This window comes from Labrys sp. ALF-8, from assembly GCF_059699065.1.
In genome coordinates, this window is sequence record NZ_AP048537.1 from 1,204,055 (window position 1) to 1,229,213 (window position 25,159).

20 protein-coding genes are annotated in these 25,159 nt (G+C 64.3%); 6 read left to right on the forward strand and 14 right to left on the reverse strand.

The features are described 5' to 3' along the window. Nucleotide 1: 1 nt before the first annotated feature. The 10 genes from AC6H34_RS05515 to AC6H34_RS05560 all read right to left on the reverse strand — a co-directional run bounded on the left by AC6H34_RS05515 (nt 2) and on the right by AC6H34_RS05560 (nt 12,965). Entirely contained in the window at nt 2-1,222 is a 1,221-nt protein-coding gene (locus AC6H34_RS05515; RefSeq protein WP_497538145.1) for a S53 family peptidase, read from the reverse strand. A 519-nt stretch (nt 1,223-1,741) separates the two neighbouring features. Beyond that, nucleotides 1,742-2,332 carry a CarD family transcriptional regulator gene (locus AC6H34_RS05520; RefSeq protein ID WP_448150964.1) on the reverse strand — a complete coding sequence of 197 codons (591 nt, stop codon included), beginning with the start codon at nt 2,330-2,332 and terminating at the stop codon, nt 1,742-1,744. Between the two features lie 582 nt (nt 2,333-2,914). Next, on the reverse strand, nt 2,915-3,253 hold the full coding sequence (fdxA, locus tag AC6H34_RS05525) for a ferredoxin FdxA (protein WP_448150963.1): 339 nt from the start codon (nt 3,251-3,253) through the stop codon (nt 2,915-2,917). A gap of 265 nt (nt 3,254-3,518) precedes the next feature. Then, nucleotides 3,519-5,516: a CocE/NonD family hydrolase gene (locus AC6H34_RS05530; protein ID WP_497538146.1), complete on the reverse strand. Its 1,998-nt coding sequence runs from the start codon at nt 5,514-5,516 to the stop codon at nt 3,519-3,521. Between the two features lie 164 nt (nt 5,517-5,680). Further along, entirely contained in the window at nt 5,681-7,321 is a 1,641-nt protein-coding gene (locus tag AC6H34_RS05535) for an ABC transporter ATP-binding protein (RefSeq protein WP_497538147.1), read from the reverse strand. 10 nt (nt 7,322-7,331) lie between these two features. Next, entirely contained in the window at nt 7,332-8,183 is an 852-nt protein-coding gene (locus tag AC6H34_RS05540) for an ABC transporter permease (RefSeq protein WP_448150960.1), read from the reverse strand. A 9-nt stretch (nt 8,184-8,192) separates the two neighbouring features. Next, nucleotides 8,193-9,143, reverse strand: a complete 951-nt coding sequence (locus AC6H34_RS05545) for an ABC transporter permease (protein ID WP_448150959.1) — start codon at nt 9,141-9,143, stop codon at nt 8,193-8,195. A gap of 126 nt (nt 9,144-9,269) precedes the next feature. After that, the gene (locus AC6H34_RS05550) at nt 9,270-10,844 is read right to left on the reverse strand and encodes an ABC transporter substrate-binding protein (protein WP_448150958.1); all 1,575 of its coding nucleotides are present in this window, start codon (nt 10,842-10,844) and stop codon (nt 9,270-9,272) included. 398 nt (nt 10,845-11,242) lie between these two features. Continuing rightward, nucleotides 11,243-12,580, reverse strand: a complete 1,338-nt coding sequence (locus AC6H34_RS05555; RefSeq protein WP_448150957.1) for an ammonium transporter — start codon at nt 12,578-12,580, stop codon at nt 11,243-11,245. A gap of 46 nt (nt 12,581-12,626) precedes the next feature. Beyond that, nucleotides 12,627-12,965 (reverse strand): P-II family nitrogen regulator, encoded by a 339-nt coding sequence (locus tag AC6H34_RS05560; RefSeq protein WP_448150956.1) that lies wholly within the window; start codon nt 12,963-12,965, stop codon nt 12,627-12,629. A 309-nt stretch (nt 12,966-13,274) separates the two neighbouring features. On the opposite strand from AC6H34_RS05560, the gene AC6H34_RS05565 reads away from it, so the two are divergent. Then, nucleotides 13,275-13,919, forward strand: a complete 645-nt coding sequence (locus AC6H34_RS05565) for a thermonuclease family protein (protein WP_497538148.1) — start codon at nt 13,275-13,277, stop codon at nt 13,917-13,919. A gap of 10 nt (nt 13,920-13,929) precedes the next feature. Further along, on the forward strand, nt 13,930-15,402 hold the full coding sequence (locus tag AC6H34_RS05570) for a M48 family metalloprotease (protein ID WP_448150954.1): 1,473 nt from the start codon (nt 13,930-13,932) through the stop codon (nt 15,400-15,402). Nucleotides 15,403-15,421: 19 nt separating this feature from the next. On the opposite strand, the gene AC6H34_RS05575 is transcribed toward AC6H34_RS05570, so the two are convergent. From AC6H34_RS05575 to AC6H34_RS05590, 4 genes are all read right to left on the reverse strand, one after another. Beyond that, entirely contained in the window at nt 15,422-16,108 is a 687-nt protein-coding gene (locus AC6H34_RS05575; protein ID WP_497538149.1) for an RraA family protein, read from the reverse strand. Nucleotides 16,109-16,126: 18 nt separating this feature from the next. Further along, nucleotides 16,127-17,293, reverse strand: a complete 1,167-nt coding sequence (locus AC6H34_RS05580) for an alpha-hydroxy acid oxidase (RefSeq protein WP_497538150.1) — start codon at nt 17,291-17,293, stop codon at nt 16,127-16,129. 8 nt (nt 17,294-17,301) lie between these two features. Next, on the reverse strand, nt 17,302-18,159 hold the full coding sequence (locus AC6H34_RS05585) for an amidohydrolase family protein (RefSeq protein WP_497538151.1): 858 nt from the start codon (nt 18,157-18,159) through the stop codon (nt 17,302-17,304). 120 nt (nt 18,160-18,279) lie between these two features. After that, the gene (locus AC6H34_RS05590; protein ID WP_497538152.1) at nt 18,280-19,782 is read right to left on the reverse strand and encodes an HAL/PAL/TAL family ammonia-lyase; all 1,503 of its coding nucleotides are present in this window, start codon (nt 19,780-19,782) and stop codon (nt 18,280-18,282) included. 101 nt (nt 19,783-19,883) lie between these two features. Between AC6H34_RS05590 and gloB the strand changes: the two genes are divergently transcribed. From gloB to kdpB, 4 genes are all read left to right on the forward strand, one after another. After that, the gene (gene gloB, locus AC6H34_RS05595) at nt 19,884-20,651 is read left to right on the forward strand and encodes a hydroxyacylglutathione hydrolase (RefSeq protein ID WP_448150949.1); all 768 of its coding nucleotides are present in this window, start codon (nt 19,884-19,886) and stop codon (nt 20,649-20,651) included. Nucleotides 20,652-21,065: 414 nt separating this feature from the next. After that, nucleotides 21,066-21,152, forward strand: coding sequence for a K(+)-transporting ATPase subunit F (gene kdpF / locus AC6H34_RS05600; protein ID WP_448151413.1), 87 nt, complete (start codon nt 21,066-21,068; stop codon nt 21,150-21,152). A 211-nt stretch (nt 21,153-21,363) separates the two neighbouring features. Then, nucleotides 21,364-23,073: a potassium-transporting ATPase subunit KdpA gene (kdpA, locus tag AC6H34_RS05605; protein WP_497538153.1), complete on the forward strand. Its 1,710-nt coding sequence runs from the start codon at nt 21,364-21,366 to the stop codon at nt 23,071-23,073. 12 nt (nt 23,074-23,085) lie between these two features. Then, the gene (gene kdpB / locus AC6H34_RS05610) at nt 23,086-25,137 is read left to right on the forward strand and encodes a potassium-transporting ATPase subunit KdpB (RefSeq protein WP_448150947.1); all 2,052 of its coding nucleotides are present in this window, start codon (nt 23,086-23,088) and stop codon (nt 25,135-25,137) included. Nucleotides 25,138-25,159 lie beyond the last annotated feature (22 nt).

Consider the following 25,159-nt stretch of genomic DNA (forward strand, 5'->3'; position numbering starts at 1 on the left):
GTCAGGCTGCGTAGGATTTGCCGGCGGGCGCCGTCCCCGCGACCGCCTTGAACAGGCTTGCCAGTTCATGCGCGATCAGCACGCCGAGACCGCTGCAGGGGTCCGGACCAGGGCCGGCGTTGTAGCCGTCATTGTCGCCCTGCGTGATGTCCTGGAAACAATCGCGATTGGCCCAGAGCGTCGGATTGACGAACCCCCTCCCCTTCTTGCCGAAGGCGGCAAAAAGGCCGGCATAGAGCGGGGCCACGGCACTCGTGCCGCCTGTCACCCTTTCCTTGCCATGCACGTAGATCCTGTAGCCGGTATGCTTGTCGGCATTCCCCGAGACATCCGGCACGATACGGCCGGTGCCGACCGGCGCACCTCTTGTCCAATACTGCGGCAGGAACAGGTTCGAATAACCGCCTCCCGTGCCGACCCCATTGGTCACGCCCGGATCGTTGTTCCAGACGACCTCGCTGTCGCGCGTCTTGCTGGTGCCGCCGCAGCCGACAACATGGGGACAGGCGGCAGGGAGATTCACGGTCTTCTGGAGTTCCCCGGCATTGGCTTCACGGTCGCCCGCGGCGGCGAACACAGTCATCCCCAGAACGGCCGCCTGTATCAGCTCCGCCTCGAGCTGCACGGCGACGTTCTGCCCGAACTTCCAATACATCCATTCCCACGCATTCTCGGGCGCACCCCAGGAAATCGACAGCACCGAGCAGCCGTCCGTGGCCGCCTGCCTGACGGCCGGTGCCATCGACCGCAGATCCATGTCCGTCCAGTAGACGCGGACCGATGCGGGTCTGCCGGTGGCGACATAATACGCTGCCGCGGCCACCTCGATGTCGAGAGAGATCTCCACATCGGGATCGAAATCCTCGTCATGAGGCTGGTTGGGCCTGTTGCCGGCACCATTGACCACGACATCGGTGATATCGGGCATCGGCTGCCCAATGCCCTTGAAATAGGCCTCGAGGTCGTTGCGGTCATACCCGCCGGCCATGGCCAGGATACCGATCGTACCACCGCCCTCCAGGTGCTGGGGCCAGCCATAGGCCTTGCACAGCTGAGGCACCGTCCAGGTCTTTGCCGAGGCGGCCGGTGCCAGTTGCCGGGGCGGCCGTGCCTCGGGCAGCTTGTCCGCATCGAACTCGAAGATATCGAGTTCGATGATGTCGAAGAATGGACGGCACTTCGGCACGTCCTTGCGCTGACTCATGGTTCGATGGATGGTCATGTCTCAAGCTCCCGGTCAAACAGCATTCGGATCCGACGCAGGCCCCTTCCCAAAACGCCGATCCGCCCCTTGAACGCATCGGGCAGCCCTGACTGCCCGTACTGACGACACCGTCGGTTCGTCCGGGCGATTGTCCCCCAAAATTCGAACACGGCTGTGCGACATCACTCACGGCAACATCACTTCCCAGTATAGGGATCCGCTTATGCGCAATGGTGTGAGATCAGCGTGAATCGGCTTAAGTAGATATTTAGCCGCGAGGCAGGATAATTACGTTACGTAAACAGTAATCGGGCCGCCTTGTTTGAAGTTTGCAACCCCCGCCGTGCCGAGAATGCCTGTGACCGCGGCCTTCCTTGCCAATGGCGGTCAGCTCCCGTGTCTCCAAAGGCGGTATTTTAGCGATGACCTTGGCTGGAGAGCAAGCACACTCCTTACGCCGCCTGCAGTTGCATCAGGCAACGGCAACAAAAAACCCCGCCGAAGCGGGGTTTTCGAAATTCTGAAACCAGACGAAGCTTACGCGGCTTCTTCCTCTTCCGCCGTGTCGTCGAAATCGGCGTCGGCATCCGCCTCCTTCGCGCCACCGCGCTTCGGACCCTTGGCGAGATTGGCCTCGATCACCTTCACGGATTCGGCATCGGTGAGGTCATCGACGGCGGCCAGTTCGCGCGCCATGCGATCGAGCGCCGCTTCATACAGCTGGCGCTCCGAATAGGACTGCTCGGGCTGGGCATCGGAACGATAGAGATCGCGCACGACTTCCGCGATCGCGATCAGGTCGCCCGAATTGATCTTCGCCTCGTATTCCTGGGCACGGCGCGACCACATGGTGCGCTTGACGCGAGCCCGGCCCTTCAGCGTGTCGAGCGCCTTGGCGACGATAGCAGGCTCCGACAGCTTGCGCATGCCGACGGACGCGATCTTGGTGGTAGGAACGCGCAGCGTCATCTTGTCCTTGGCGAAGGAGATCACGAACAATTCAAGCTTGAAACCGGCAACTTCCTGCTCGTCGATCGACACGATTTTGCCGACACCGTGCGAGGGATACACAATGCTCTCGCCCGTCTTGAAACCCTGCTTCGTGGACGTCTTCTTCGCTGTCGTCATGACGCTTCAACGCTCCTATCTATTGCGGTTCCCGATAAAACACGGCCGCACCAATCACGGGCAGGCGAAGCCTGGAGCCGTTAACACCATTCGACATTGAAACCAGGCCAAAGCTCAAAAGCCGCCGCGAGGAAAGTCGAACTGACGATGGTCAAAAATTCCATGTATCTCTCGGCGTTGACCACGCCGATCGACAGAGATCCCTTGAAGCTGAGCACAAAAAAATTGCCCCTGTGCGGAGCAGCGGCGGGGGTAACTCGGTCTCTCTCTGACCCATGCCCGCTATATATACCAAAAATAGGCAAAAATCAACGGTTTCGCATATAAAATCGGCACTTAAAGCGCTTATTAGGGTTTACGCGCCGAGTTCTTTCCGAATAGCCGCTATGCAAAAAGCGACGAGCGACGTCTCCTGACGCCGACTTATTCAATAAAATCCACCGAACTCTTGGTTCACTCGCACCCCCGGTCGCAAAGCAGGCGCCCCGCCCACCAGGGTTGTCCGCCTGCCCGCGAAGGGTGCTTCGGAATGACGCAGGACAAGCGTAGCTGACAGCGGCGCCAGCCCCTCCGTCCGCCGGATCAGGCGTCGCCCTGGCCCGGTTCCGGGGAAAGCAGCGGCAGCTTGTCCGGCTTGCCGTCCCACTCCTTGGAATCCGGGAAGGTCTCGCGCTTCACCGTGATGTTCGGCCAAGCCTGGGCAAATTTCGCGTTCAGTTCGAGCCAGGCTTCGAGACCCTTTTCGGTGTCCGCCTTGATGGCATCAGCCGGGCATTCGGGTTCGCAGACACCGCAATCGATGCACTCGTCGGGATGGATGACGAGGAAATTCTCGCCCTCGTAGAAGCAGTCCACCGGGCAGACTTCCACGCAATCCATGTATTTGCACTTGATGCAGTTCTCAGTGACCACGTAGGTCATGCCACACAATCCCGAAAGTTTATAATCTTGCTAAATGTGCCTAGCCGAACTGGACGACCGGTTCAAGGCATGCCAGCACAGAGCAGCCATTCGCTGCGGCCCGAGCCCTGGGGAACTTCAGCATAAGAAGCGGCATCCTCCTGTCTCCCACCCGGCCTCTCCTGCATCGCCCACGCCCAGCGGCGGCGGGATGATGCCACCGCCGAACGGTCTGCGTGTAACAGTCCAAGACAAACCATACGGCATGCCCAAGGCGCAAATGCGGTCACAGGAGATCGCGGGAGATCTTCTCGTGCCAGTGCCGCTCCGCTGCCACCTCGCCATTGGCCAGGGCCTTGAATTCGCCCTCCAGGATGAAGTCGCCGGCCGTCGCATGCATCGAGGTCTTCACCTCGATGCGGATGTTCCAGCCCTCGCGGCCCATCTCGTATTCTTCCGTCAGGCGGTAGCGGGCACTGAGCGGCTCGTCGCCCCTGATGGTCAACTCGCGCCGGAGGCTGTGGGAGAGCGTGGTGTCGATTTCGTCGAAGCGCAACACGCCCTCGCCGAACAGCCCGCCTTCGCCGTGCGTGACATAGGTGGCGGTATTGGAGAGAAGGTCGAGGGCCGTCGAGCGCGTCATCCGCCCTTGCGCGACCTGGGTGGTCGGCGCCCGGGCTGCGCTCATCGCCGGCTCGAAGGTGACGGCCTGCTCCTGCCCTGGCGCACGCACCGGCAACCGCAATTCCCCCGGGCAGCGCAGCGTCAGAGTCACCGCTTCGGGCGACGGCCAGATCAGCGGCCAATAAGCCGTGGACAAGGCGAGCCGGATGCGATGCCCCGGCATGAAGCCGTAGCCGCAATCGCTGAGCTTGAGAGCGATGCGGTAGAAGCGGCCCGGCACCAGTGCCTCCGGCTCGGCGTGGCTGTCGCGATGCGTGAGATTGAAGACGGCATAGGCGATGCGGCGGGACGTACCGTCCGGCGCGATGTCGCACAGGCGCGCGCAAAGCTGCGCCACCGGTTTGTCGGACGCCAGTTGCACTTCGATCTCCGGTGCCCCGAGCAGTTCGAGACGTTCGGTCAGCACCGCACTGTCGAAGACGCAGGAGAATGCGTCGTCGTGGCGCTGGTCGGCCGGTTCCTCTCCCGTGACCCCGGTGCCCATCCACTCGCCCGCAGCCGCCCCGGTCCAGGCCGGCGAGGCAAAGGCGACCTCGGCCACCTCCCCCCGCTCCTCCGCCAGCGTTCCCGGCGCAAGATGGAAGGTCCTCGGCGCGACCCGGGGCGAAGGCCATTTCATCTCGCCGACGAAACGGCCGGGAACGGGATCGCGATGGCCCGGCGGCGTCCATTCCTCGATGAAGGCACGCAGCATCGGCTCGGCCATGATGCCGTTGTCGCTCCCCTTCAGCCAGTGGTCCCACCAGCGCGTCGCCTCCTGCAGGAAGCCGACGGCCGGCCCCGGAACACCGTCCTGCGGATAGATATGAGCCCAGGGGCCTATCAGGCCCAAACGAGGTACCTGAAGGCCTTCGAGCATGCGCGGTATGGCGTTGGTATAGGCGTCGCCCCAGCCACCTACCGCGAAGACCGGGCATTGGATGGCGGAAAAATCCTCGCAGATCGAGCCATGCCGCCAATAGGCGTCGCGGCGCTGATGGGAGAGCCAGAGCGCGGGAAAGAAAGGCATGTGTTCCAGGCGCTGCAGCCATTGCGCCCGCCAGCCCGCTCCTACCAGCGCTGGGTCGGCGGGACGGGCCTGATAGGCCAGCATGATGCTGCCCCACCAGAGATTGTCGTTTAGCAGCGTGCCGCCCATGAAGTGTATGTCGTCGGCGTAACGGTCGTCGGTCGAGCAGACGGTGATGATGGCCTTCAGCGAGGGCGGACGGAGAGCAGCCACTTGGAGACAGTTGAACCCGCCCCAGCTCTTGCCCATCATGCCGACCGCTCCGGAGCACCAGGGCTGGTCGGCCAGCCAGGCAATCACTTCGCAGGCATCGTCCAACTCCCGCGGCAGATATTCGTCATCCATCAGGCCATCGGATTCGCCGGTACCGCGCATATCGACGCGTATGGCCGCGTAGCCGTTTTCCGCGAACCAGCCATGCATGGGCTCGTCGCGCCCGCGTGTGCCGTCGCGCTTGCGGTAGGGAATGTACTCGAGGATGGCCGGAACCGGCTTCGTCTCGGCTCCCTCCGGAAGCCAGATCCTGGCGGCGAGGCGGGTGCCGTCGGCAAGCGGGATGAAGAAATGCTCAATGGTACGAATGGGAGACATGGGACACACGACTGCAAATCGATACGGGCAATAAGGGGAAGCGTTGATGTCATGGCGAACACGACGAAGCAATCCAGCCTCTCACCCTCGGCCGGACTGCTTTGCGACTAAGGCCATGGCGGGACCCCTCCCGAATGTGGGAGAGGCCGAGCCGGCGTGACGGCTCAGGCCACCTTGCGGGTGGCGAGGATATTATCGAGCCAATGCGTATCCATCTCGGGCACGGACGTGATGAGCTTCTCCGTGTAGGGATGGAAGGGCGGCGAGAAGATCTCCGCCGTCGGGCCCTGGGCGATGATCTCACCCTTCAGCATCACCGCGGTGCGATGGGCGATGCGCTTCACCGTGCCGAGATCGTGGGTGATGAAGATATAGGCGAGGCCCAGTTCGTCCTGCAGCTTCTTGAGGAGCTTCAGCACGTCCTCGGCCACCAGGGGGTCGAGCGCCGAGGTCGGCTCGTCGCAGATGATCACTTCCGGCTCGGCCGCGAGCGCGCGGGCGATGCACACGCGCTGCTTCTGGCCACCAGACAGCTGGCCGGGACGGCGGTCCGCGAAATCCTCCGGCAGACCCACCTGCCTGAGCAGTTCCAGGACGCGCTTGCGTATTTCCGAGCCTGACCGGTTGAAGTAGAAGCCCACGGGACGCCCTATGATCTGCGCCAGCGTATGACGCGGATTGAGTGCGACGTCCGGAAGCTGATGCACCATCTGCAGGCGGCGCAGGATGTCCTTGCTGCGCTGGTTGAGGGCGGGCGGCAAGGTCTTGCCGTTGAGGGAGACGTCTCCCTCCCAGCGCGGCAGGAGGCCGACCACGATACGGGCGATCGTGCTCTTGCCCGAACCCGACTCGCCCACCACCGCCAGCGTCTCGCCCTTGGCGAGCTTGAACGAGGCGTTCTTGACGATCGGCACAGGGCCATAGCCCGCCGTGACGTTCGTCATCGAGAGAACCGGCTGCTCGACATTCACGGGGGCGCTGAGCTGGAGATGCTCCGCATTGCGCCTCTCGTTCACCAGAGCACGGGCATAGTCCGTCGTGGGTTCCTCCAGCACCTGCTGGGCTCCGCCCACCTCGATCATCTTGCCATGGCGGAGCACCATGATGCGATGGGCGATCTGGGCGACGACGGCGAGGTCGTGGGTGATGTAGAGACCCGCGGTGCCATATTCGCGGATGAGGTCGCGCAGCAGGGCGAGGACCTCGATCTGCGTGGTGACGTCGAGTGCCGTGGTGGGCTCGTCGAGCACGATCACGTCGGGACGGCAGCTCATGGCCATGGCCGCCATTGCACGCTGCAACTGGCCGCCCGACACCTGGTGCGGGTAGCGGTCGCCGATCGTATCGGGATTGGGGAGTTGCAGCGTCCGGAACAGCTTCTTGGCGTAGGCCTCGGCCTCGGGCCGGGTCATCACGCCATGAGTCACCGGAGCCTCGCAGACCTGATCCATGAGCGTCATGGAGGGGTTGAACGAGGCGGCGGCGCTCTGCGCGATATAGGCGATGCTCTTGCCGCGGAAATTGCGGCGCTGCGCGGCGGTGGATGCGCGCAGTTCCGTGCCGTCGAGCTTGATCGAACCGCCGGTAATGCGCATGCCGGCACGGGCATAGGCCATCGACGCCAGGCCGATGGTGGACTTGCCGGCGCCCGATTCACCGATCAGGCCGAGGATCTCGCCCCGGCGAAGCGTGACGTCGACATTGTCGACGAGCACGCGGCCCGTAATGGTCTCCACCCTGAGCCTTTCGAGCTCGAGAATGAGGTCCGAGGAGGAGGTGGTGGTTCCGGCTTTGCTGTCTGCCATCGCGGCCCCCTTACATTTCAGCCTGCGCGCCCGAGGGACGCGCATCGATCGACAGGAACCAGTCAACGACGAGGTTGATGCCGACAGTGAGTAGCGCAATCGCGGCGGCAGGATAGAGTGCCGAGGGCGAAATCGTCGGGATGACCTTGGACAGGGTCAGGCTCTGCATGTCGTCGCGCACCATGCCGCCCCAATCGGACAGCGGCAGGGGCACGCCAAGGCCGAGGAAGCTGAGCGCCGCGATCATCAGGAAGTTGAAGCAGAAGCGCAGGCCGAATTCCGACATCAGCGGCGCCATGGCGTTGGGCAGGATCTCGCGCCGCACCACCCACCACAAGCCCTCGCCGCGCAGCCTCGCAACCTCGACGAAGTCGAGCGAGGCGAGGTTCATGCCGAGCGCGCGCGCCAGGCGGAACACACGGGTGGAGTCGAGGAAGGCGAGGGTCAGCACCAGCGAAGTCAGGGTCTGGCCGAAGATGCCCAGAATGATCAGCGCCCAGATCAGGGAGGGAATCGAGAGGATGATGTCGACAAGGCGCGAAAGCAGAATATCGACCCACCGGCCTGTCACCGCGGCGATCAGGCCGAGAGAGATGCCGATGGCGAAGGACAGGAGCGTGGTGATGAGCGCGATGCCGATGGTCAGGCGCGCCCCATAGACGAGGCGGGTGAGAATGTCACGCCCGAGCTTGTCGGTGCCGAGCCAGCTCGTGGACGAGATGCCCTGGAACATCTTGCCCACGATCTGCGTGTCGGTATAGGGCACCAGCCAAGGTCCGAGGACTGCCACCAGAACGTTGATGATGATGATGGCGAGACCGATGACGGCTGTGAGCGGCGCCTTGTGTCCGAATATCGTCATTGTGCCCTCTTACCGTGGGTGCCGCAGACGCGGGTTGAGGATGATCGCCATAACGTCGGCAATCGTATTGAGGATGATGAAGACGGCGGCGAACAACATGCCGCAGGCGAGCACCACCGGAATGTCGCGCTTGCTGACCGCATCGATCATGTATTGCCCGACGCCCGGATAGGTGAAGACCTTCTCCACCACCACGACGCCGACCACCAGATAGGCGATGTTCAGGGCCACGACCGAGATGATCGGCGAGGCCGCGTTCGGCAGGGCGTGGCGGGAGACCACGCGGCTGCGGGTCATGCCCTTGAGGAAGGCCATTTCGATATAGGGCGTCGACATGATCGACAGAACCGAGTTGCGCGTCATGCGCATCATGTGGGCGCAGACCAGGCAGGTCATGGCCACCGCCGGCAGGAAGGTCGCGATGACACGGCCCCAGAGACTCATCTCCGGCGTCACGCTCGCGGTCGGCGCGAACCACATGCCCTTGCCGGTCAGGAAGAGGATAAGCACGCCGCCGACGAAGAACTCGGGCATGGAGATCGCGACCAGCGCGCCGATATTCGCGGCGCGGTCGGCCAGGCGCCCTTCGGTGATGGCGCAGGTCACACCGGTGATGATCGCCAGCGGAACAGAGAGCACCGTGGCGAAGCCCGCCAGCCAGAGGGTGTTCTTGAAGCGCGGCCAGAGGTCTTCGACGATGAGACGCTGGTTGGTGTATGACTTGCCGAAGTCGAAGTGGGTGAGGACGTTCCACAGCCAGGCCAGGTAACGCTGCCAGGCCGGCAGGTCGAGACCGACGTCATGGCGGTAGGCCGCCACGGTTTCTGGCGTAGCCGACTGGCCGAGCACCGCTGTGGCGGCATCCCCGGGCAAGGCCAGCGTCAGCAGGAATATGATCAGAGAAATGGCGAAGAGCGTCACCACCCCCTGCAAGATGCGCCAAGCAATGAGACGTCCCACAATGGCGTCCTTTCTTAACTCGTTAATAGAAGCTTGATCGCGGAGCAGTTCCCCCCGCCCACGGTCCAGCCTTCGTCTTGAAAGGAAAAGGGGTGCGGCGTATTCGCCGCATCCCTTGTTTGACTATCAGGCGAACCAGCCCTTTTCGGCGACACGCTGGTCGGCCATGTCGTAGCGGGGATGGGGTTGAACGCCCATCACCTTCTTTGAATAGCCGTCGAGGTAGTCGCCCACCGCGTAGCAGACCATGCCGCCGTCGTCATGGATCATCTTCTGCGCTTCGGCGTAGAGCTGGACGCGCTTGGCCTCGTCCGTCTCGACACGGGCTGCGATGAGAATCTTGTCGAAGTCCTCACGGCGCCAATGGGTGTCGTTCCAGTTGGCGGACGACAGGAACGTCTGCGAAAGCTGCAGGTCGATGGTCGGGCGGCCGCCCCAGTAGACCGCGCAGAAGGGCTCCTTCAGCCAGATGTTCGACCAGTAGCCGTCGCCGGAGACACGCGTGACCGTGAGGTCGATACCCGCCTGCTTCATGGCTTCCTGGTAGAGCACGCCCGCATCCGTCGCGCCGGAATAGGCGCCTTCGGAAACCTTGAGCTCGATCTTCGGGCTGCCGGCCTTCTTGTAGTAGGAGGCGGCTTTGTCGGGATCGTAGGCGGTCTGCGGCACATCCTTGGCGTAGTATTTGTGCGCCGGCGAGATCGTGGTGTCGTTGCCGATGGTGGCATAGCCCATATAGACGGTATCGACGATCTTCTTGCGGTCGATACCGTATTTCAGCGCCATGCGCAGGTCGGCGTTCGTGTAGGGGTCGGTGTCGCACAGCGCCACGAAGGCGAAGCGGTTGCCCGAACCCTTGGACTGCACGACGCTGGTATCCGGCGAAGCCGTGAGGATATCGATCGTCTTGGCGTCAAGGCGGTTGATGGCATCGACCTGGCCGGCCAGCAGGGCCTGCATGCGGGCGGTGGCGTCAGGGATGTACTGCAGTTCGATCGAGTCGAAGTTGCCGCGGCCCTGCTTCCAGTAGTTGCCGTTGTTCTTGGTGACGAGGCGCACGCCCGGCTCGAACACGTCGAGCTTGTAGGCGCCGGTGCCGTCAGGCTTGGAAAAGTCGGTGAAGCCGTTCGGCACGACCAGAACGTGGTAGTCCGACAGGTTGTAGGGAAGGTCGAGGTTGCCGTCGCTGAGGGTGACCTGGATCTGGTTGGGCGAGAGCTTCTTGACGTCGGTGATCGAACCCAGGAGGTCCTTGGCGGCCGACTTGGTGTCGCCGCGATGCAGGTTGATCGAATAGATGATGTCGTCGGCGTCGAGCGTCTTGCCGGAATGGAACGTCACTCCCTTGCGAACATTGAAGATCCATTCCTTGGCGCCGGGCTTGTATTCCCAGCTCTCCAGCAGTTCGGGCGTGGCGCTGCCGTCCTGGCCGATTTCAACCAGGCCGTTCCACATCTGGTAGCCGGCGGAGATCATGATCGAGTCGGCATAGGTACGGGGATCGAGGCTGTCCGAGGCCGAGCCGCCCTCCATGCCGAGGCGGAGCGTGCCACCCTTCTTGGGGGTATCCTGCGCCATGGCCGAGCCGCCCAGCACGCCAAGGCCGCCGAAGCCCAGGCCGAGCGCGGCAGCACCCTTCATCAATTCGCGGCGGTCGAGGATCAAGCCCGACCCTTGCTGCGTGTTGTTCTTACCCGTCATATCCGTGTTCCCTGCGGCTCGCCTGAATGGAAGTCTCGCCCGTTTTCCCGGACGTTCAACTCGCTCACTATCGTGGCTTGCATCCGCACGTGCAAGAGACTTGCAAACGACATCAAATGACAGCAGGGCGACGTCCCGTCATTTTTCATGTGGACGACACGACTGAAGTTTTTGGAGTTTGACCGCAAGGTAAGTGGTATTTTCCCGCCGACGAAGCATGAATCTCTTGCAATCACCGTCGTGGATGCACTGGAATCATACTTTCGGACAACGACGCATATATGTCGCAAATGGACTAATCGAGTTAACCAGCACGCTGGAAAAACCTTCATCGGCCTTTTGGGAAAACAAAAAGCCCGGCTCGAAAGCCGGGCTTTGCATTCGTTCGTGAGCAGGCCTCAGCTGTGGTAGGCGCGCTCGCCGTGCTCCACGATATCCAGACCCTCGGACTCCGTGGGCGCATCGACGCGCAGGCCGACGATGAGGTCGACGATCTTGAAGAGGATGGCCGAACCGACACCCGTCATCACCACGGTAAAGGCCACCGCTTCGACCTGGACCCAGAGCTGGCTGCTCATGGTGACGCCGTCGGCATAGCCCACGCCGCCGAACGAGGTCGATGCCAGGATGCCGGTGGCCAGAGCGCCGATGATGCCGCCGATACCATGGACGCCGAAGACGTCGAGGCTGTCGTCATAGCCGAAGGCGTTCTTCACGGTGGTCACGAAGAAGAAGCAGATGATCGCGGCGACGAAGCCGAGCACGATGGCACCGACAGGGCCGACGAAACCTGCAGCGGGTGTGACGGCGACGAGGCCGGCAACGGCACCCGAGATCGCACCGAGCATGGAGGGCTTGCCACGGGCGATCCATTCAGCGATGGACCAGCCGAGGATGGCGCCCGCCGTGGCGACGAAGGTGGTCATCATGGCCAGGCCCGCGCTGCCGCCGGCCGAGAGAGCCGAGCCGGCGTTGAAGCCGAACCAGCCAACCCACAGCAGGCCGGCGCCGACCCAGGACAGCGTCAGCGAATGGGGGGGCATCTGCTCCTTGCCGAAGCCCGCGCGCTTGCCGATCATCAGGCAGCCCACGAGGCCCGCGACGCCGGCATTGATGTGAACGACGGTGCCGCCGGCGAAGTCGAGGGCGCCGAGCTTGAACAGCCAGCCAGTCGACTGCCAGACCGAATGCGCAACCGGCATGTAGATGAAGGTCACCCAGAGCAGGCAGAACAGCACCACGGCCGAGAACTTCATGCGCTCGGCGAAGGCGCCGACGATGAGAGCCGGGGTGATGGCCGCGAAGGTCATCTGGAAGCATACGAATACGTATTCGGGAATGGTCCCGCTGAGCGTATCCTTGTTGATGCCCGCCAGGAAGGCCTTGGAGAAGCCACCGAAGACCGGGCCGCCGTCACTGAACGCAAGGCTGTAGCCGTAGAACACCCAGGCAACCATCACCACCGAAGCGACGATCAGCACCTGCATGAGGATCGACAGCATGTTCTTGGCACGCACCAGGCCGCCATAGAACAGACCCAGGCCGGGAATGATCATCATGAGGACGAGGGCGGACGAGACCAGCATCCAGGCGGTATCGCCTGAATTCAGGGTCGGGGCGGGGGGAGCAGCGGGCGCAGGTGCCGTTGTCGCATCCTGCGCGAAGGCCGGAAGCGCCATCAGAGCGGAGCCGACCAGCACAGGCAATGCATGCTTCAGGGAGCGAAATGATGTCATCGAGCAAAAATCCTGTCTCGTGAGAGTCTTGGTTCGGAGGGGGCACTCAGAGCGCGTCGCCATCGCGCTCGCCCGTGCGGATGCGCACGGCGGTCTCGATGGGGGTGACGAAGATCTTCCCGTCGCCGATCTGGCCAGTCTTGGCGGCGGCGGAGATCGCATCGATCACCTTGGCTACCAGTTCGCTCGCCACGGCGACTTCAATCTTCAGCTTCGGCAGGAAACTCACGGCATACTCTGCGCCGCGATAGATTTCCGTATGCCCCTTCTGCCTTCCGTAACCCTTGACTTCGGTCACGGTCAGACCGTGCACGCCCAAAGCGGTGAGTGCGTCACGCACCTCCTCGAGCTTGAACGGCTTGATGACGGCCATCACTATTTTCATGCTGTTCTATCCCCCTTCGGGAACCGATGTTTCCGGTCCCGGACACGAGCTTCACCGCAAGACGAACCTTCGAAAGAAAAGTCGCGTTACGGCCTGCCCCGCCCTTTCAAGTGGCGTGCCAACCGCGCCTGGATGTGCTAACAATATGAAAAATCACATAAAAACCGTTATGTGCCGCTTTTGGAATCAGGAATGCCTATAACATATGCACAAAAATTAGGCATACCGTTCGCTATTGTGGCAATTTGCGGGTGTGCAGCACCGGCACTGTCTGATCCTTGTGCAATCGAGGCGCAGGCAGGCGAAAGCGTGACGATTTCAGACACGACCGCCGAGAACTACCTGGCGCTGAGGGACGGCCGCAACGTCCGCCTGGCGGGCCTCGACCTCGCGTCGCTTCGGCTGCCGGCGCTCGCAGGGACCAATGCCACGCTCATACCGGCCGCTTCGCCGGACCGGCATGGAGCCTTGCGCGGCGCGCTCTTCGTCGACGGCCGCGATCTGGCGCGGGAGCTTGCCGCCGGCGGGCAGGCAAGGGTCCGCCCGGCGGCCGGGGAAGAGGCCTGTTACACAGAATTAATGACTGCGGAGGACAATGCCCGACGGGCTCGGCTTGGCCTCTGGGCCAATCCGGGCTATGCAGTCGCCGATGCGGCGGCTCCGGAAGCCGTTGCCCGCCATGTCGACGGCTTTGCCATCGTGGCGGGACGCGTGCTGCATGTTGGAGTGACGAAGACGACCGTATGGATCGATTTCGGCAAGATCTGGCGCGACGACGTGACCCTGGCGATACCCGCCAGGCAATGGCCGCGATTCGAAGCAGCCGGGCTGACCGCCGCTGCCCTCGAGGGCAGCTATATCAGGGCGCGCGGCATCGTCACCATGCGGGACGGGCCACGTATCGAGATTACAGAACCGGCCGCGATCGAGCAGGTGGCACCGGTGACGCCATGAAGGAATCGGGGTGCTGAACGGAGTGCAGACTGGCGCGGGGGCGCAGGGACGGAACTGGCTGCGGCTTTGCGCATCGCTGCTTGCGCTCGGCCTGGCTTCCTGCGCGTCGGTGGTCGACAACGATCCGCCGGGCACGCAGGCCGTTCGCGCCACGCCGACAGCCTTGCCGGCCGATGCGCCGCGCGTCATCGCTCCGCCCAACGCGGACGAGCGCGAGAGCGCGCGCGTGCTTGCGGTCTATGGCGGCGCCTATCGCGATGCCAAGCTCGAGCGCTATCTCGACGACCTCGTCCAGCGCCTCGCCGCTCAGTCCGACCGGCCCGACATTCCCTACAAGCTTACCGTGCTGAACGCCTCCTCCATCAATGCGTTCGCCCTGCCCTCCGGCCGGCTCTTCGTGACCCGCGGCCTCCTGGCGCTCGCCAATGACGATGCGGAGATCGCTGCGGTGATCGCGCATGAAATGGCGCATGTCTCCGCCAGGCACGCCCAGGCGCGCGCCAATGCCGAGCGCAACACCCAGCTCGTCTCCGGTGTGGGCGACATGCTGCACAACACGTCCCTGGCCACATCGAGCCAGGGCAGTCTCGCGGCATTCTCGCGCCAGCAGGAACTCGCAGCCGACGAGATCGGGATCCGCACCATCGCCAAGGCCGCCTTCGATCCCTATGGCGCCTCTCGCTTCCTGACCTCGATGCGCCGCCAGGTCGAGGCGCGGGGACGTCCGAGCACGCCTGACTTCCTCTCCACCCATCCCTCGACGCCGGAGCGCATCGCGAAGGCGAACGAGGAGGCGTCGCAGTTCGGCTCGCCCGGTTCCGGCGAGCACGACAAGTTCGGTTATCTCTCCGTGATCGACGGCCTCACCTATGGCGAGGATCCGAGCCAGGGCTTCGTTCAGGGCCGCATCTTCTGGCAGCCGCGCCTTGCCTTCACCTTCACGGCTCCGCCCAGCTTCACGCTCGACAATACGCCGCAGGCCATCCTCGGCGTCGACGGCAACGGAAGGGCGCTGCGCCTCGACACGGTAAAGACCAAGGACGGCCAGTCCCTGTCCGCCTATCTCGGCTCGGGCTGGATCTCGGGCGTCGACACCGGCTCGATCTCCACGTTGAGCATCAACGGCAACGAGGCCGCGACCGCATTGGCCCGAGGGCAGGACTGGAGCTTCCGGCTCTACGCCATACGGTTCGACGGCGATGTCTACCGCCTGATCCTGGCTGCCCGAAACCTGGATGCCTCCACGGACGCGCTGTTCCAGCAGACGGCAAACAGCTTCCGCAGGATGACGTCGGACGAGCAGCGCAACGTGCATCCCGAGCATATCGACATCGTTACCGTGCGCACCGGCGATACGCTGCAGTCGCTGGCCTCCCGGATGGTCGAGCCGCAGGACCAGCTCGACAACTTCATGGTGCTCAACGGCTTCGACTCGAATACCCAGCTCAGGCCAGGTGACCGCGTCAAGATCGTGGCCCAGTAGTTCCCGGGACGCTCCCAGCCTACTCGACGTCCCGGAACCGTCCGGCGTCGACCATTGCCTGGATGAAGCCCGGCACCTTCAGGCCCGCCTTCACCCTGGCGTCGAACTCCGCCTCCGCCGCCTTCACCACGGCGAGCCGCGCGGCGGTCTCCTCGATCCTTGCAAAGGGAACCACCACCACGCCATCCTCGTCTCCCACGACGATGTCGCCGGCCTCCACGGCGACGCCACCCACCACCACGGGCAGTCCTACCGTGCCAGGCCCGTTGCGAACCGGGGAGTTCGGCGTGACGCCGCCAGCAAAACAGGGCAGGCCGACCGCCCTGAGGCCGATCTGGTCTCGGACCAGACCATCGGTGACGAAGGCGACGATGCCGGCATTCTTCATCATGCCGAGCATGAGATCTCCGATCACGGCCACTTCACGGAAGCTGTCGGCGGCGCACATCACCACGTCACCCGGCTGGGCCGCGAGGATGGTGCCGAAAGCAGCGAGATTGTCGTTGGCGCCGGTGTGGCAGGGCAATGCCACACCGTGGAAGGACTGTGCCGCGGTAATCGGCTTGATCCGGTAGTTCAGTGCTCCGCGCCCATTCATGGCATCCACGACGAAGCCGGTCTGTACACCCGCAAAGGCTGCGACTTGCTCGGCTGTCGGCCGCGGGAAATTGCGGCGGATCTGGAGGAGCGGCGGGTCTTCGATCATGACTCAATATCCTTGGCTTCAATGAGAAACGCGGCTGACGAGATGCGGCCCGATCTCGGCGACGCTCCGCACGCCGCAAAGGCCCATGACGCGATCGATCTCGCGCCGGAATGTCTCGAGGACATGGGCGACGCCCGCTTCGCCGGCCACCGCGACGCCCCAAAGATGCGGGCGGCCTTCGAGGCAGGCGGCGGCGCCGAGTGCGATGGCCTTGACCACGTCGGCGCCGCGGCGGATGCCGCCATCCACCAGCACCGGTATGCGGCCCTCCACGGCTTCGATGACGGCTGGCAAGGCATCCAGCGAGCCGATGGCGCCGTCGAGCTGGCGCCCGCCATGGTTTGAAACGATGATGCCGTCGATCCCGTGACGCAGGGCCTCCCGCGCTTCGTCGGGATGCAGCACACCCTTGAGGATCAAGGGCCCCTTCCATTGCGCGCGCAGCGTATCGACATCCGCCCAGTTCATGCCCTGATCGAGCAGGGACTGCATCCGCGCCGCCAGGGTCTTGATGTCGGTATTCTCGCCGTCGCGAACATAGTTGCCGAAATTGATGCGCCTCAGTTCCTCGCGCATGCGCCACAGCCAGGGAGCCTTCAGCGCCATGGCAGCCAGATCCAGCGGGCCGAAGCGCGGCGGAATGGAAAAGCCGTTGCGGACGTCGCGCTCCCGTTTGCCGAGAATCTGATTGTCCGTGGTGAGCACCAGCGCATCGTAGCCGGCGGCCTCGGCACGGCTGGCGAGTTCTCGCGTGAAGCCGCGATCACGATAGATGAAGACTTGCATCCAGCGCGGGGATGCCCCGAGCGCGGCGACATCTTCCAGCGTGCAGACCGAACCGTGGCTGAGACAGAAGGCCGTGCCGGCTCCCGCAGCGGCGCGGGCGATGCACTGCTCGCCCTGGGGCCAGAACAGCCCGGCAAGGCCGGTCGGGCCTAGGATCAGCGGCATGCTGAGCGTGCGGCCGAAGAGGGTGATGGAGAGGTCGCGCTGCCCTGCCCCGTTCAACGGCCTGGGCCAGAAGATGTAGTCGTCGAAGGCCGCCTCGTTGCGGCGTAGCGTCCATTCGTCCTCGGCCGCCCCATCGGCAAAGTCGAACACGAAACGCGGCAGAGCCGAACGGGCCAGCCGCCGCATGGCATCGATGCTGTAGCCGTTCGCCTGCAGGTCCGGCTTGCCCAGCATCGCAGGCCTCAGACGTTCAGCCGATAGAACGCGATGGCGTTGTCGCGGAACAGCTTGCGCCGCTCGTCCGTCGAGCAGCCATGGGTGATTTCGTCGACGATATGCACCCAGTCTGGATAGGTGCCTGCGAGCTCCAGCACATGCCAGTCGCTACCGAACATCACGCGGTCGAAGCCGAAGGTCTCCAGCGCATGCTCGATATAGGGAGTGATCTGCGAGCGCGTCCAATTGCGATGATCGGCCTCCGTGCTCACGCCCGAGATCTTGCAATGCACGTTCGGCAGCGCCGCGAGCCGCTTGAGATCTGCCCGCCAGGGATCCATCTCGCCCGCCTTGATCGCCGGCTTGCCGATATGATCGAGCACGAAGCGCACCTCAGGGCATTGCTCGACCATGCGGATCGTGTTGGGCAATTGATGATGAAAGATGCAGGCATCGAAGGAAAGATCGTGCGGCGCCAGCAGCTTGAGGCCGGCGATGAAATCGGGCAGGACACAGAAATCGGGGTCGGGCTGGTTCTGAATCAGGCGCCGCACACCCCGCACCGGCTTGAAGGCCAGAAGCCTCTCGAGATCCGGCTTGATCGCCTCGCCCCGCTCCAGCGGCAGGCAGGCGACAGCGCCGCCGACGCGCGGATCGGCGCTGGCCAGTTCGGATACCCAGGCAGCCTCGTCGAGGTACTGGCCCTCGTCCACATCGACCTCGACGAAGACGAGCCGCTCCACTTCGACCGGTGCGGCGGCGGCCACGAGGTCGGCGGGCGAAGCCTTCGGCCTCAGCCCGGGGGCGTTGCGCGTCCAGGCATAGCCAAGCCGCGCGGGGTCGAGCAGATGCACGTGGGCGTCGATGATCGGATAGTCGAGCATGGGGCTTCCTCGGCACTCATGGCCATCTGCGCGGCCTGACGTTGGCCGGATCGTATGGTCTGACAAGTGGAGCGTCAACCGGGGGCGGAGACGGAATGCCGGGTATAAGGATCGGCTTGGCTATTCTCCAATATCCCGCCATTGGCCTTCCCGGATCGCTTCCGCGAGCCTGGAGACATCCGGGCCACTCGGCCGGTCCTCCTCCAGCCGATCGACGTGCGCGCGCACGAAGTCGCGGATGCGGACTGTACCGTGGCCGAGTTGCAGGTCGCCGCGCAAGTCGATGCTCTGGGCGGCGACGACCATCTCGCAGGCCGCGAGCACCAGCAGGCGCTCGGCGCTTTCCGCGAGCTTGGTCACGGCCGCCGGCGCGTTGGCGGCATGGTCCTCGACGCCGTCGGCCGCATGCAGGAGCGCCAGGGTCGCCGGCTGGGCACGCGCACGAATCTCCCCTTCCAGCGCACTGATGGCCTTCTGCAGCGTGGCGAAGCCGGTGCGGCTCTGGCCGAGCGGCGTGAGGAATCGCGGCTGATCCGAATAGGCGGGCGACATCAGCTTGAGGGCGCGCTGGGCCGAGATTGTCGCGACATGGGAGAGCGCCTGCGAGAGTGCTTCGAAACGCAGGGTAAAGCCCGTCATGTCGAAATTGCCGTTGGACTGCAACTGCCCTTCGACGATGACGGGATTGTCTCCCGAGTGATTGAGCTCGAGCAGCACCATGGCCTCCGCCTCGAAATAGGCGGTGCGCGCCGCGCCATGCACGGGGGCCACACATCGAAAGGAAAGCGGGTCCTGGACCCTCCGGCTCGCCTTGTTCTGCCCGAGCGGACCGCCGACAAGCAGGGCGAAGATCGTCCTGGCGGCCTCGATCTGGCCAGGTGCCGGGCGTGCCGCGTTCACCGGCTCCGCCAGTGGCGAAATGTTGGCGCCGAAGGCTTCCATGGACAGAGCGGCCGCGCGGTCGAGCGTATCGAGAGCGAGGCGGACGTCGGCGAGCGCCAGGGCGCCCCGGCCGGCCGACGCGGCGTTGGCCACCACCAGCGCATGGCCGTCCTTGGGGCCGATCGGCACCGGCTGCAGGCCAGCGCGCACAAGCGCTTCGCCACCTGGGAGGCGCTCCCCCGCCAGTTCCGCTTCCCCCTCCCCGAGCAGGGCAAGCGCCATGTGAGCGAGCGGGGCAAGATCCGCGGCCCCCACCGAACCGATGGAAGGTACGATCGGATGGAAGCCGGCATTGAGCGCGTCGGCCACGGCCTGCACAACTGCCAGCGACACCCCGGTCTGGCCGACGCTCATGCCGGCGATACGGGCAGCCATCATCGCGCGCACCTCCTCCGCCGGCATCTCGCTACCGACGCCGACCGCGCGGGCGAAGGCGACCCGCCTCTGGAAAGCAGCGAGATCATCGGGGGAAAGCCTGGTGTCGACGCCTGCTCCCAGCCCGGTCGTGAGCCCGTAAACGGGCTTGTTCTCCGCAATCGCCCTTTCGATCACCGATCGGGCTGCCGTGACGCGATTCCGCGCCGCTGCGGACAACACAACCGGCCGGCGTCCTCGAGCGATCGCCGTGAGCGCCTCGATCGTCAGGAGCCCATCACCGATCACCACACTTCCGCCGGACATCACCAAGGGCTCCCAGATTGTGACATTGCCACGCAGACTGATCGCGTGACCTCACGCGCTCGATCGCTTAGAAGGATTTGCCCTTTCAAGCGAGAGTGAAAATGAGCGCGCTGATCGAACTTTTCTTGTGCCGCACCGACAATTTTGGCGTGCTTCTCCACGATACCGATACCGGCCGCACCGCCGCCATCGACGCTCCCGAGGTCGAGGCCATCGAAGCCGCGCTTACGCGCCGGGGTTGGCGCCTCACCGATATCCTGGTCACGCATCACCACGAAGACCATGTAGCTGGAATCGAATCGCTGAAGGCGTCCTACGGCTGCCGCGTTGTCGCCGCCAAGGCCGACGCCCATCGCATCCCGGCCGTGGACGAGACGGTCGAGGAAGGCGGAAGCGTTTCGGTGGGCGCGCTGGCGGCGGGCATCATCGATACGCCCGGCCATACGGTGGGCCACATAGCCTACCATTTCCCCGAGCAGAAGCTGCTCTTCGCCGCCGACACGCTGTTCTCGCTCGGCTGTGGGCGACTGTTCGAGGGCACGCCGGCCCAGATGTGGTCCTCGCTCCTCAAGCTGCGCGCCCTGCCTGATGACACGGTGCTCTATTGTGGACACGAATATACGCTCTCCAACGCCCGTTTCGCCGTGACGGTCGATCCCACCAACGAGGCGCTTGCAAAGCGCGCACGGGAAGTGGAGGCGCAGCGCGCCGAGCACAAGTTCACCCTTCCCGTGCTGCTGGGCGCGGAAAAGCGCGAGAACCCGTTTCTGCGGGCCGATGTTCCAGCAGTGGCCACGGCGGTAGGCCTGGAGGGCGCCGACGCGGCAACGGTCTTCGCCGAATTGCGCGAGCGCAAGAACAATTTCTGAACGGGAAGCGTCGGGGCACGACACCGGCCTTCCTTGCCCGGCTGCTCCTGCAGCGACATGCAGGGGCACTAAAAACCGGGCGCTGATCACTGCCCGGCGCGGACTGCTGTGGGTCGAGCCCATTGCCATCGACACGCACGAACTGGGCCTCCGGCTGGCGGAGCGATACCAGTTCTCGACCTACGATGCGACGGCAGCAGGCCACACACCCTTGCCCGACATCCTTACACTTCCCTTATACCCAGCGCCCACAATCGGAATCGAACCCTGACGCGCTTTGGTGGCACACCCTCTCCATGCCCAACCGGGTAGGAGTTTGCCATGCTTGATCTCGCTTACGTGGCGCTGGGCGTAGGGGGCCTGTTCGTTCTGGTCCTCTACGCACGCGCCCTCGACAGGCTGTGAGGAGGACCCATGTTCGATCCCATCCTCGGCCTCGTCGTCTCGCTCGCCCTCGGCGCCTATCTCGTCGCCACTCTGCTGATGCCCGAGCGCTTTTAGCCGCCTCTTCGTCCTTGCGTGCCCAACGCCGCCGGCCGCCCCCGCGCCGACGCGACGGTGCGCGACGGGAGCGGGGCCGCCACATCGGGAAGGCGACCCCGCTTCCTGCCTTTCATGCCCGCCCGGACCCTCCGCGAGCCGAATTCCCGAGCCGATCCGAAGATCGGCTCGGGAATTGCCGCGTTGGTCCGAACCCTTTTGGAGAATTTCCATGTCCTTGAACGGATGGCTTCAGATCATCCTTCTGTTCGCCCTGGTCCTCGCAGCGGTCAAGCCGCTGGGCTCCTACATGGCCCGCGTCTTCACCGGTGAGAGGACGTTCCTCTCGCCGGTGCTCGCCCCGGTTGAAAAGGGCTTCTATGCCCTCTCGGGCATTGACCCGGCGAAGGAACAGAACTGGCTCACCTATACGATCGCGATGCTGGTGTTCAGCGCCGCCGGCTTTGCCTCGCTCTATGCGATATTCCGCCTGCAGGCGTGGCTGCCCCTGAACCCGCAGGGATTTGGCAATCTCAGCCCTGACCTGGCCTTCAACACTTCCGTGAGTTTCGTAACCAATACCAACTGGCAGTCCTATGCCGGCGAATCGACGATGAGCAATTTCAGCCAGATGGCTGGCCTCACCGTGCACAACTTCGTCTCGGCCGCCACGGGCATCGCCCTCGCCATTGCCGTCACCCGGGCGTTCATCCGTTCCGGCGCATCGACGCTCGGCAATTTCTGGGTCGATCTCACCCGCTCCACGCTCTATGTGCTCCTGCCGATCGCCATCGTCGTCGCCATCGCCTTCGTGGCTTTGGGCATGCCCCAGACCATGCTCGGCACCATTGACGTAGGAACGCTGGAGGGCGCTAAGCAGACACTGGCCATCGGCCCGATGGCCAGCCAGGAGGCGATCAAGCAACTCGGCACCAATGGCGGCGGGTTCCTCAACGCGAATTCCGCGCATCCCTTCGAGAATCCGAGCGCACTCGCCAACTACCTCTCGATCTTCTCGATGCTCGCGATCTCCTCGGCGCTGGTCTACACCTTCGGCCAGATGGTCGGCAGCCGCCGCCAGGGCTGGGCCCTGCTCTCGGCCATGGCCGTGCTGCTGATCGCAGGCGTCGGCGTGGTGTACTGGGCCGAAACCTCCGGCAATCCTATACTCGCCCATCTCGGCGTCGACCCGGGCCTCGGCAACATGGAAGGCAAGGAGGTCCGCTTCGGCCAGGCCATGACGGCGGTCTTCGTCGCCGCCACCACCGGCCTTTCCTGCGGCGCCGTCAATGCGATGCACGCCTCGCTGACCCCGCTGGGCGGCCTGATCCCGATGTTCCTCATCCAGCTTGGCGAAGTGCTGCCGGGCGGCGTCGGTTCCGGCCTCTACGGCATGATCGTCTTCGCGGTGCTGAGCGTCTTCATTGCCGGCCTGATGGTCGGCCGCACGCCGGAGTTCCTCGGCAAGAAGATCGAGGCGCGCGAGATGAAATACGCCATGCTCGCCGTGCTCATCCTGCCGGTCTGCATCCTGGGCTTCGCCTCGGTTTCCGCCATGCTGCCCTTCGGCGTGTCCCAGATCGCCAATGCCGGCCCGCACGGCCTCAGCGAGATCCTCTACGCATTTTCGTCGGCTACCGGCAACAACGGCTCCGCCTTCGCGGGCCTCTCGGCCAACACGCCCTGGTACAACACCACCCTCGGTATATCGATGGCCCTGGGGCGCTTCGGCTACGTCGTCCCGGTGATGGCGATCGCCGGATCCATCGCAGCCAAGACCAAGGTGCCCGCCTCCGCCGGTACCTTCCCCACCCACACGCCGCTCTTCGTCGGCCTTCTCGTCGGCGTCATCCTGATCGTCGGCGGCCTGCAGTTTTTCCCGGCTCTCGCGCTGGGACCGATCGTCGAGCACTTCCTGATGCTCTCCGGCACAACCTTCTGAGGAATGGCAATCATGTCATCCAAGCCCACTGCTCCCTCCATGTTCGATGCGGCCATCGTGCTGCCGGCCATCAAGGATGCCTTCGTCAAGCTCGACCCTCGGCTGCTGGTACGTAATCCGGTGATCTTCGTCACCGAGGTCGTCGCGGCGCTCGTCACCGTGCTCTGCCTGCGCGACCTCTTCACGGGCCAGGGCATCACCTTCACGGCCCAGATCGCCGCCTGGCTGTGGTTCACCGTTTTGTTCGCCACCTTCGCCGAAGCTGTCGCAGAAGGACGCGGCAAGGCGCAGGCCGAGAGCCTGCGCAAGACCAAGTCGGATCTCAAGGCCAAGCGGCTGGCTTCTCCGACCTCGGCCAACGGCAACCACCAGGTGATCGACGCCACCAAGCTCAATGTCGGCGATATCGTCATCGTCGAGGCCGGGGATCTCATCCCCGGCGACGGCGAGGTCATCGAGGGCGTGGCATCGGTGAACGAGAGCGCCATCACCGGCGAGTCGGCTCCCGTCATACGCGAATCCGGCGGCGATCGCTCCGCCGTGACCGGCGGCACCCAGGTGCTGTCCGACTGGATCAAGGTGCGCATCAGCACCCAGCCCGGTTCATCCTTCATCGACCGCATGATCGCCCTCGTCGAAGGCGCGGAGCGCCAGAAGACCCCAAACGAGATCGCCCTCTCGATCCTGCTCTCGGGCATGACGCTGATCTTCCTGATCGCTGTCGTGACGCTGTGGGGCTTCGCCGGCTATTCCGGCACCGTCGTCTCCGTCACCGTGCTGGTCGCCCTGCTGGTGACGCTGATCCCGACCACGATCGGCGGCCTGCTCTCGGCCATCGGCATTGCCGGGATGGATCGCCTTATCCGCTTCAACGTGGTGGCGACATCCGGCCGCGCCGTGGAGGCCGCCGGTGACGTCGACACGCTGCTGCTCGACAAGACCGGCACGATCACCTTCGGAAACCGCATGGCCACGGAGTTCATCCCGGTGCCGGGCGTGAGCGAGCAGGACCTCGCCTCCGCCGTGCTGCTCGCAAGCCTTGCAGACGAGACGCCGGAGGGCCGCTCCATCATCGCGCTGGCCCAGGGCGACTATGGCCTGCGGGAGCCCGATCTCACCTGCAAGAAGATTGCCACCATCCCCTTCGCCGCGCAGACGCGCCTCTCCGGCATCGACATCGACGGCCGCTCCATCCGCAAAGGCGCGGTCGATTCCATCGTGAAGTTCGCCGGCACCACGCTGGAGGCGGCCCCCTCCGCCTTCCGCCAGGCCGTGGAAAAGGTGGCGCGCACGGGCGGCACGCCGCTCGGCGTCGCCGATGGCAGCCGCATCCTCGGCGTCGTGCACCTCAAGGACGTCGTGAAGCCCGGCATCAAGGAGCGCTTCGCCGAACTGCGTGCCATGGGCATCCGCACCGTGATGGTGACGGGCGACAATCCGATCACCGCGGCGGCCATCGCCTCGGAGGCCGGCGTCGATGATTTCCTCGCCGAGGCCACCCCCGAGGAGAAGCTCGCCTATATCCGCAAGGAGCAGACGGGCGGGCGCCTGATCGCCATGTGCGGCGACGGCACCAACGACGCTCCCGCCCTCGCGCAGGCCGACGTGGGCGTCGCCATGCAGACGGGCACCCAGGCGGCCCGCGAGGCCGGCAACATGGTGGATCTCGACTCCAGCCCCACCAAGCTGATCGAGATCGTCGGCATCGGCAAACAGCTCCTGATGACGCGCGGCTCGCTCACCACCTTCTCAATAGCCAACGACGTCGCGAAATACTTCGCCATCATCCCGGCGCTGTTCATCGCGACCTATCCGGCGCTTGGCGCCTTGAACGTCATGCAGCTGTCTTCTCCGCAATCGGCGATCCTGTCGGCGGTGATCTTCAATGCGCTGATCATCATCGCGCTCATTCCGCTGGCGTTGAAAGGCGTGACCTACCGGCCCGTCGGCGCGGCAACCCTACTGCGGCGCAACCTCCTGGTCTACGGCCTGGGAGGCATCGTCGTGCCCTTCATCGGCATCAAGGCCATCGACCTCGTCGTGGCCACGCTGCATCTGGTTTGAGGAGGCGCCCATGCGGGACGGA

Bases quoted from the DNA above. Each gene is read 5' to 3' on its own strand.
- AC6H34_RS05515 (WP_497538145.1), bottom strand. From the start codon at position 1,222: ATGACCATCCATCGAACCATGAGTCAGCGCAAGGACGTGCCGAAGTGC.
- AC6H34_RS05520 (WP_448150964.1), bottom strand. From the start codon at position 2,332: ATGACGACAGCGAAGAAGACGTCCACGAAGCAGGGTTTCAAGACGGGC.
- fdxA (WP_448150963.1), bottom strand. From the start codon at position 3,253: ATGACCTACGTGGTCACTGAGAACTGCATCAAGTGCAAATACATGGAT.
- AC6H34_RS05530 (WP_497538146.1), bottom strand. From the start codon at position 5,516: ATGTCTCCCATTCGTACCATTGAGCATTTCTTCATCCCGCTTGCCGAC.
- AC6H34_RS05535 (WP_497538147.1), bottom strand. From the start codon at position 7,321: ATGGCAGACAGCAAAGCCGGAACCACCACCTCCTCCTCGGACCTCATT.
- AC6H34_RS05540 (WP_448150960.1), bottom strand. From the start codon at position 8,183: ATGACGATATTCGGACACAAGGCGCCGCTCACAGCCGTCATCGGTCTC.
- AC6H34_RS05550 (WP_448150958.1), bottom strand. From the start codon at position 10,844: ATGACGGGTAAGAACAACACGCAGCAAGGGTCGGGCTTGATCCTCGAC.
- AC6H34_RS05555 (WP_448150957.1), bottom strand. From the start codon at position 12,580: ATGACATCATTTCGCTCCCTGAAGCATGCATTGCCTGTGCTGGTCGGC.
- AC6H34_RS05560 (WP_448150956.1), bottom strand. From the start codon at position 12,965: ATGAAAATAGTGATGGCCGTCATCAAGCCGTTCAAGCTCGAGGAGGTG.
- AC6H34_RS05575 (WP_497538149.1), bottom strand. From the start codon at position 16,108: ATGATCGAAGACCCGCCGCTCCTCCAGATCCGCCGCAATTTCCCGCGG.
- AC6H34_RS05580 (WP_497538150.1), bottom strand. From the start codon at position 17,293: ATGCTGGGCAAGCCGGACCTGCAGGCGAACGGCTACAGCATCGATGCC.
- AC6H34_RS05585 (WP_497538151.1), bottom strand. From the start codon at position 18,159: ATGCTCGACTATCCGATCATCGACGCCCACGTGCATCTGCTCGACCCC.
- AC6H34_RS05590 (WP_497538152.1), bottom strand. From the start codon at position 19,782: ATGTCCGGCGGAAGTGTGGTGATCGGTGATGGGCTCCTGACGATCGAG.
- gloB (WP_448150949.1), top strand. From the start codon at position 19,884: ATGAGCGCGCTGATCGAACTTTTCTTGTGCCGCACCGACAATTTTGGC.
- kdpF (WP_448151413.1), top strand. From the start codon at position 21,066: ATGTTCGATCCCATCCTCGGCCTCGTCGTCTCGCTCGCCCTCGGCGCC.
- kdpA (WP_497538153.1), top strand. From the start codon at position 21,364: ATGTCCTTGAACGGATGGCTTCAGATCATCCTTCTGTTCGCCCTGGTC.
- kdpB (WP_448150947.1), top strand. From the start codon at position 23,086: ATGTCATCCAAGCCCACTGCTCCCTCCATGTTCGATGCGGCCATCGTG.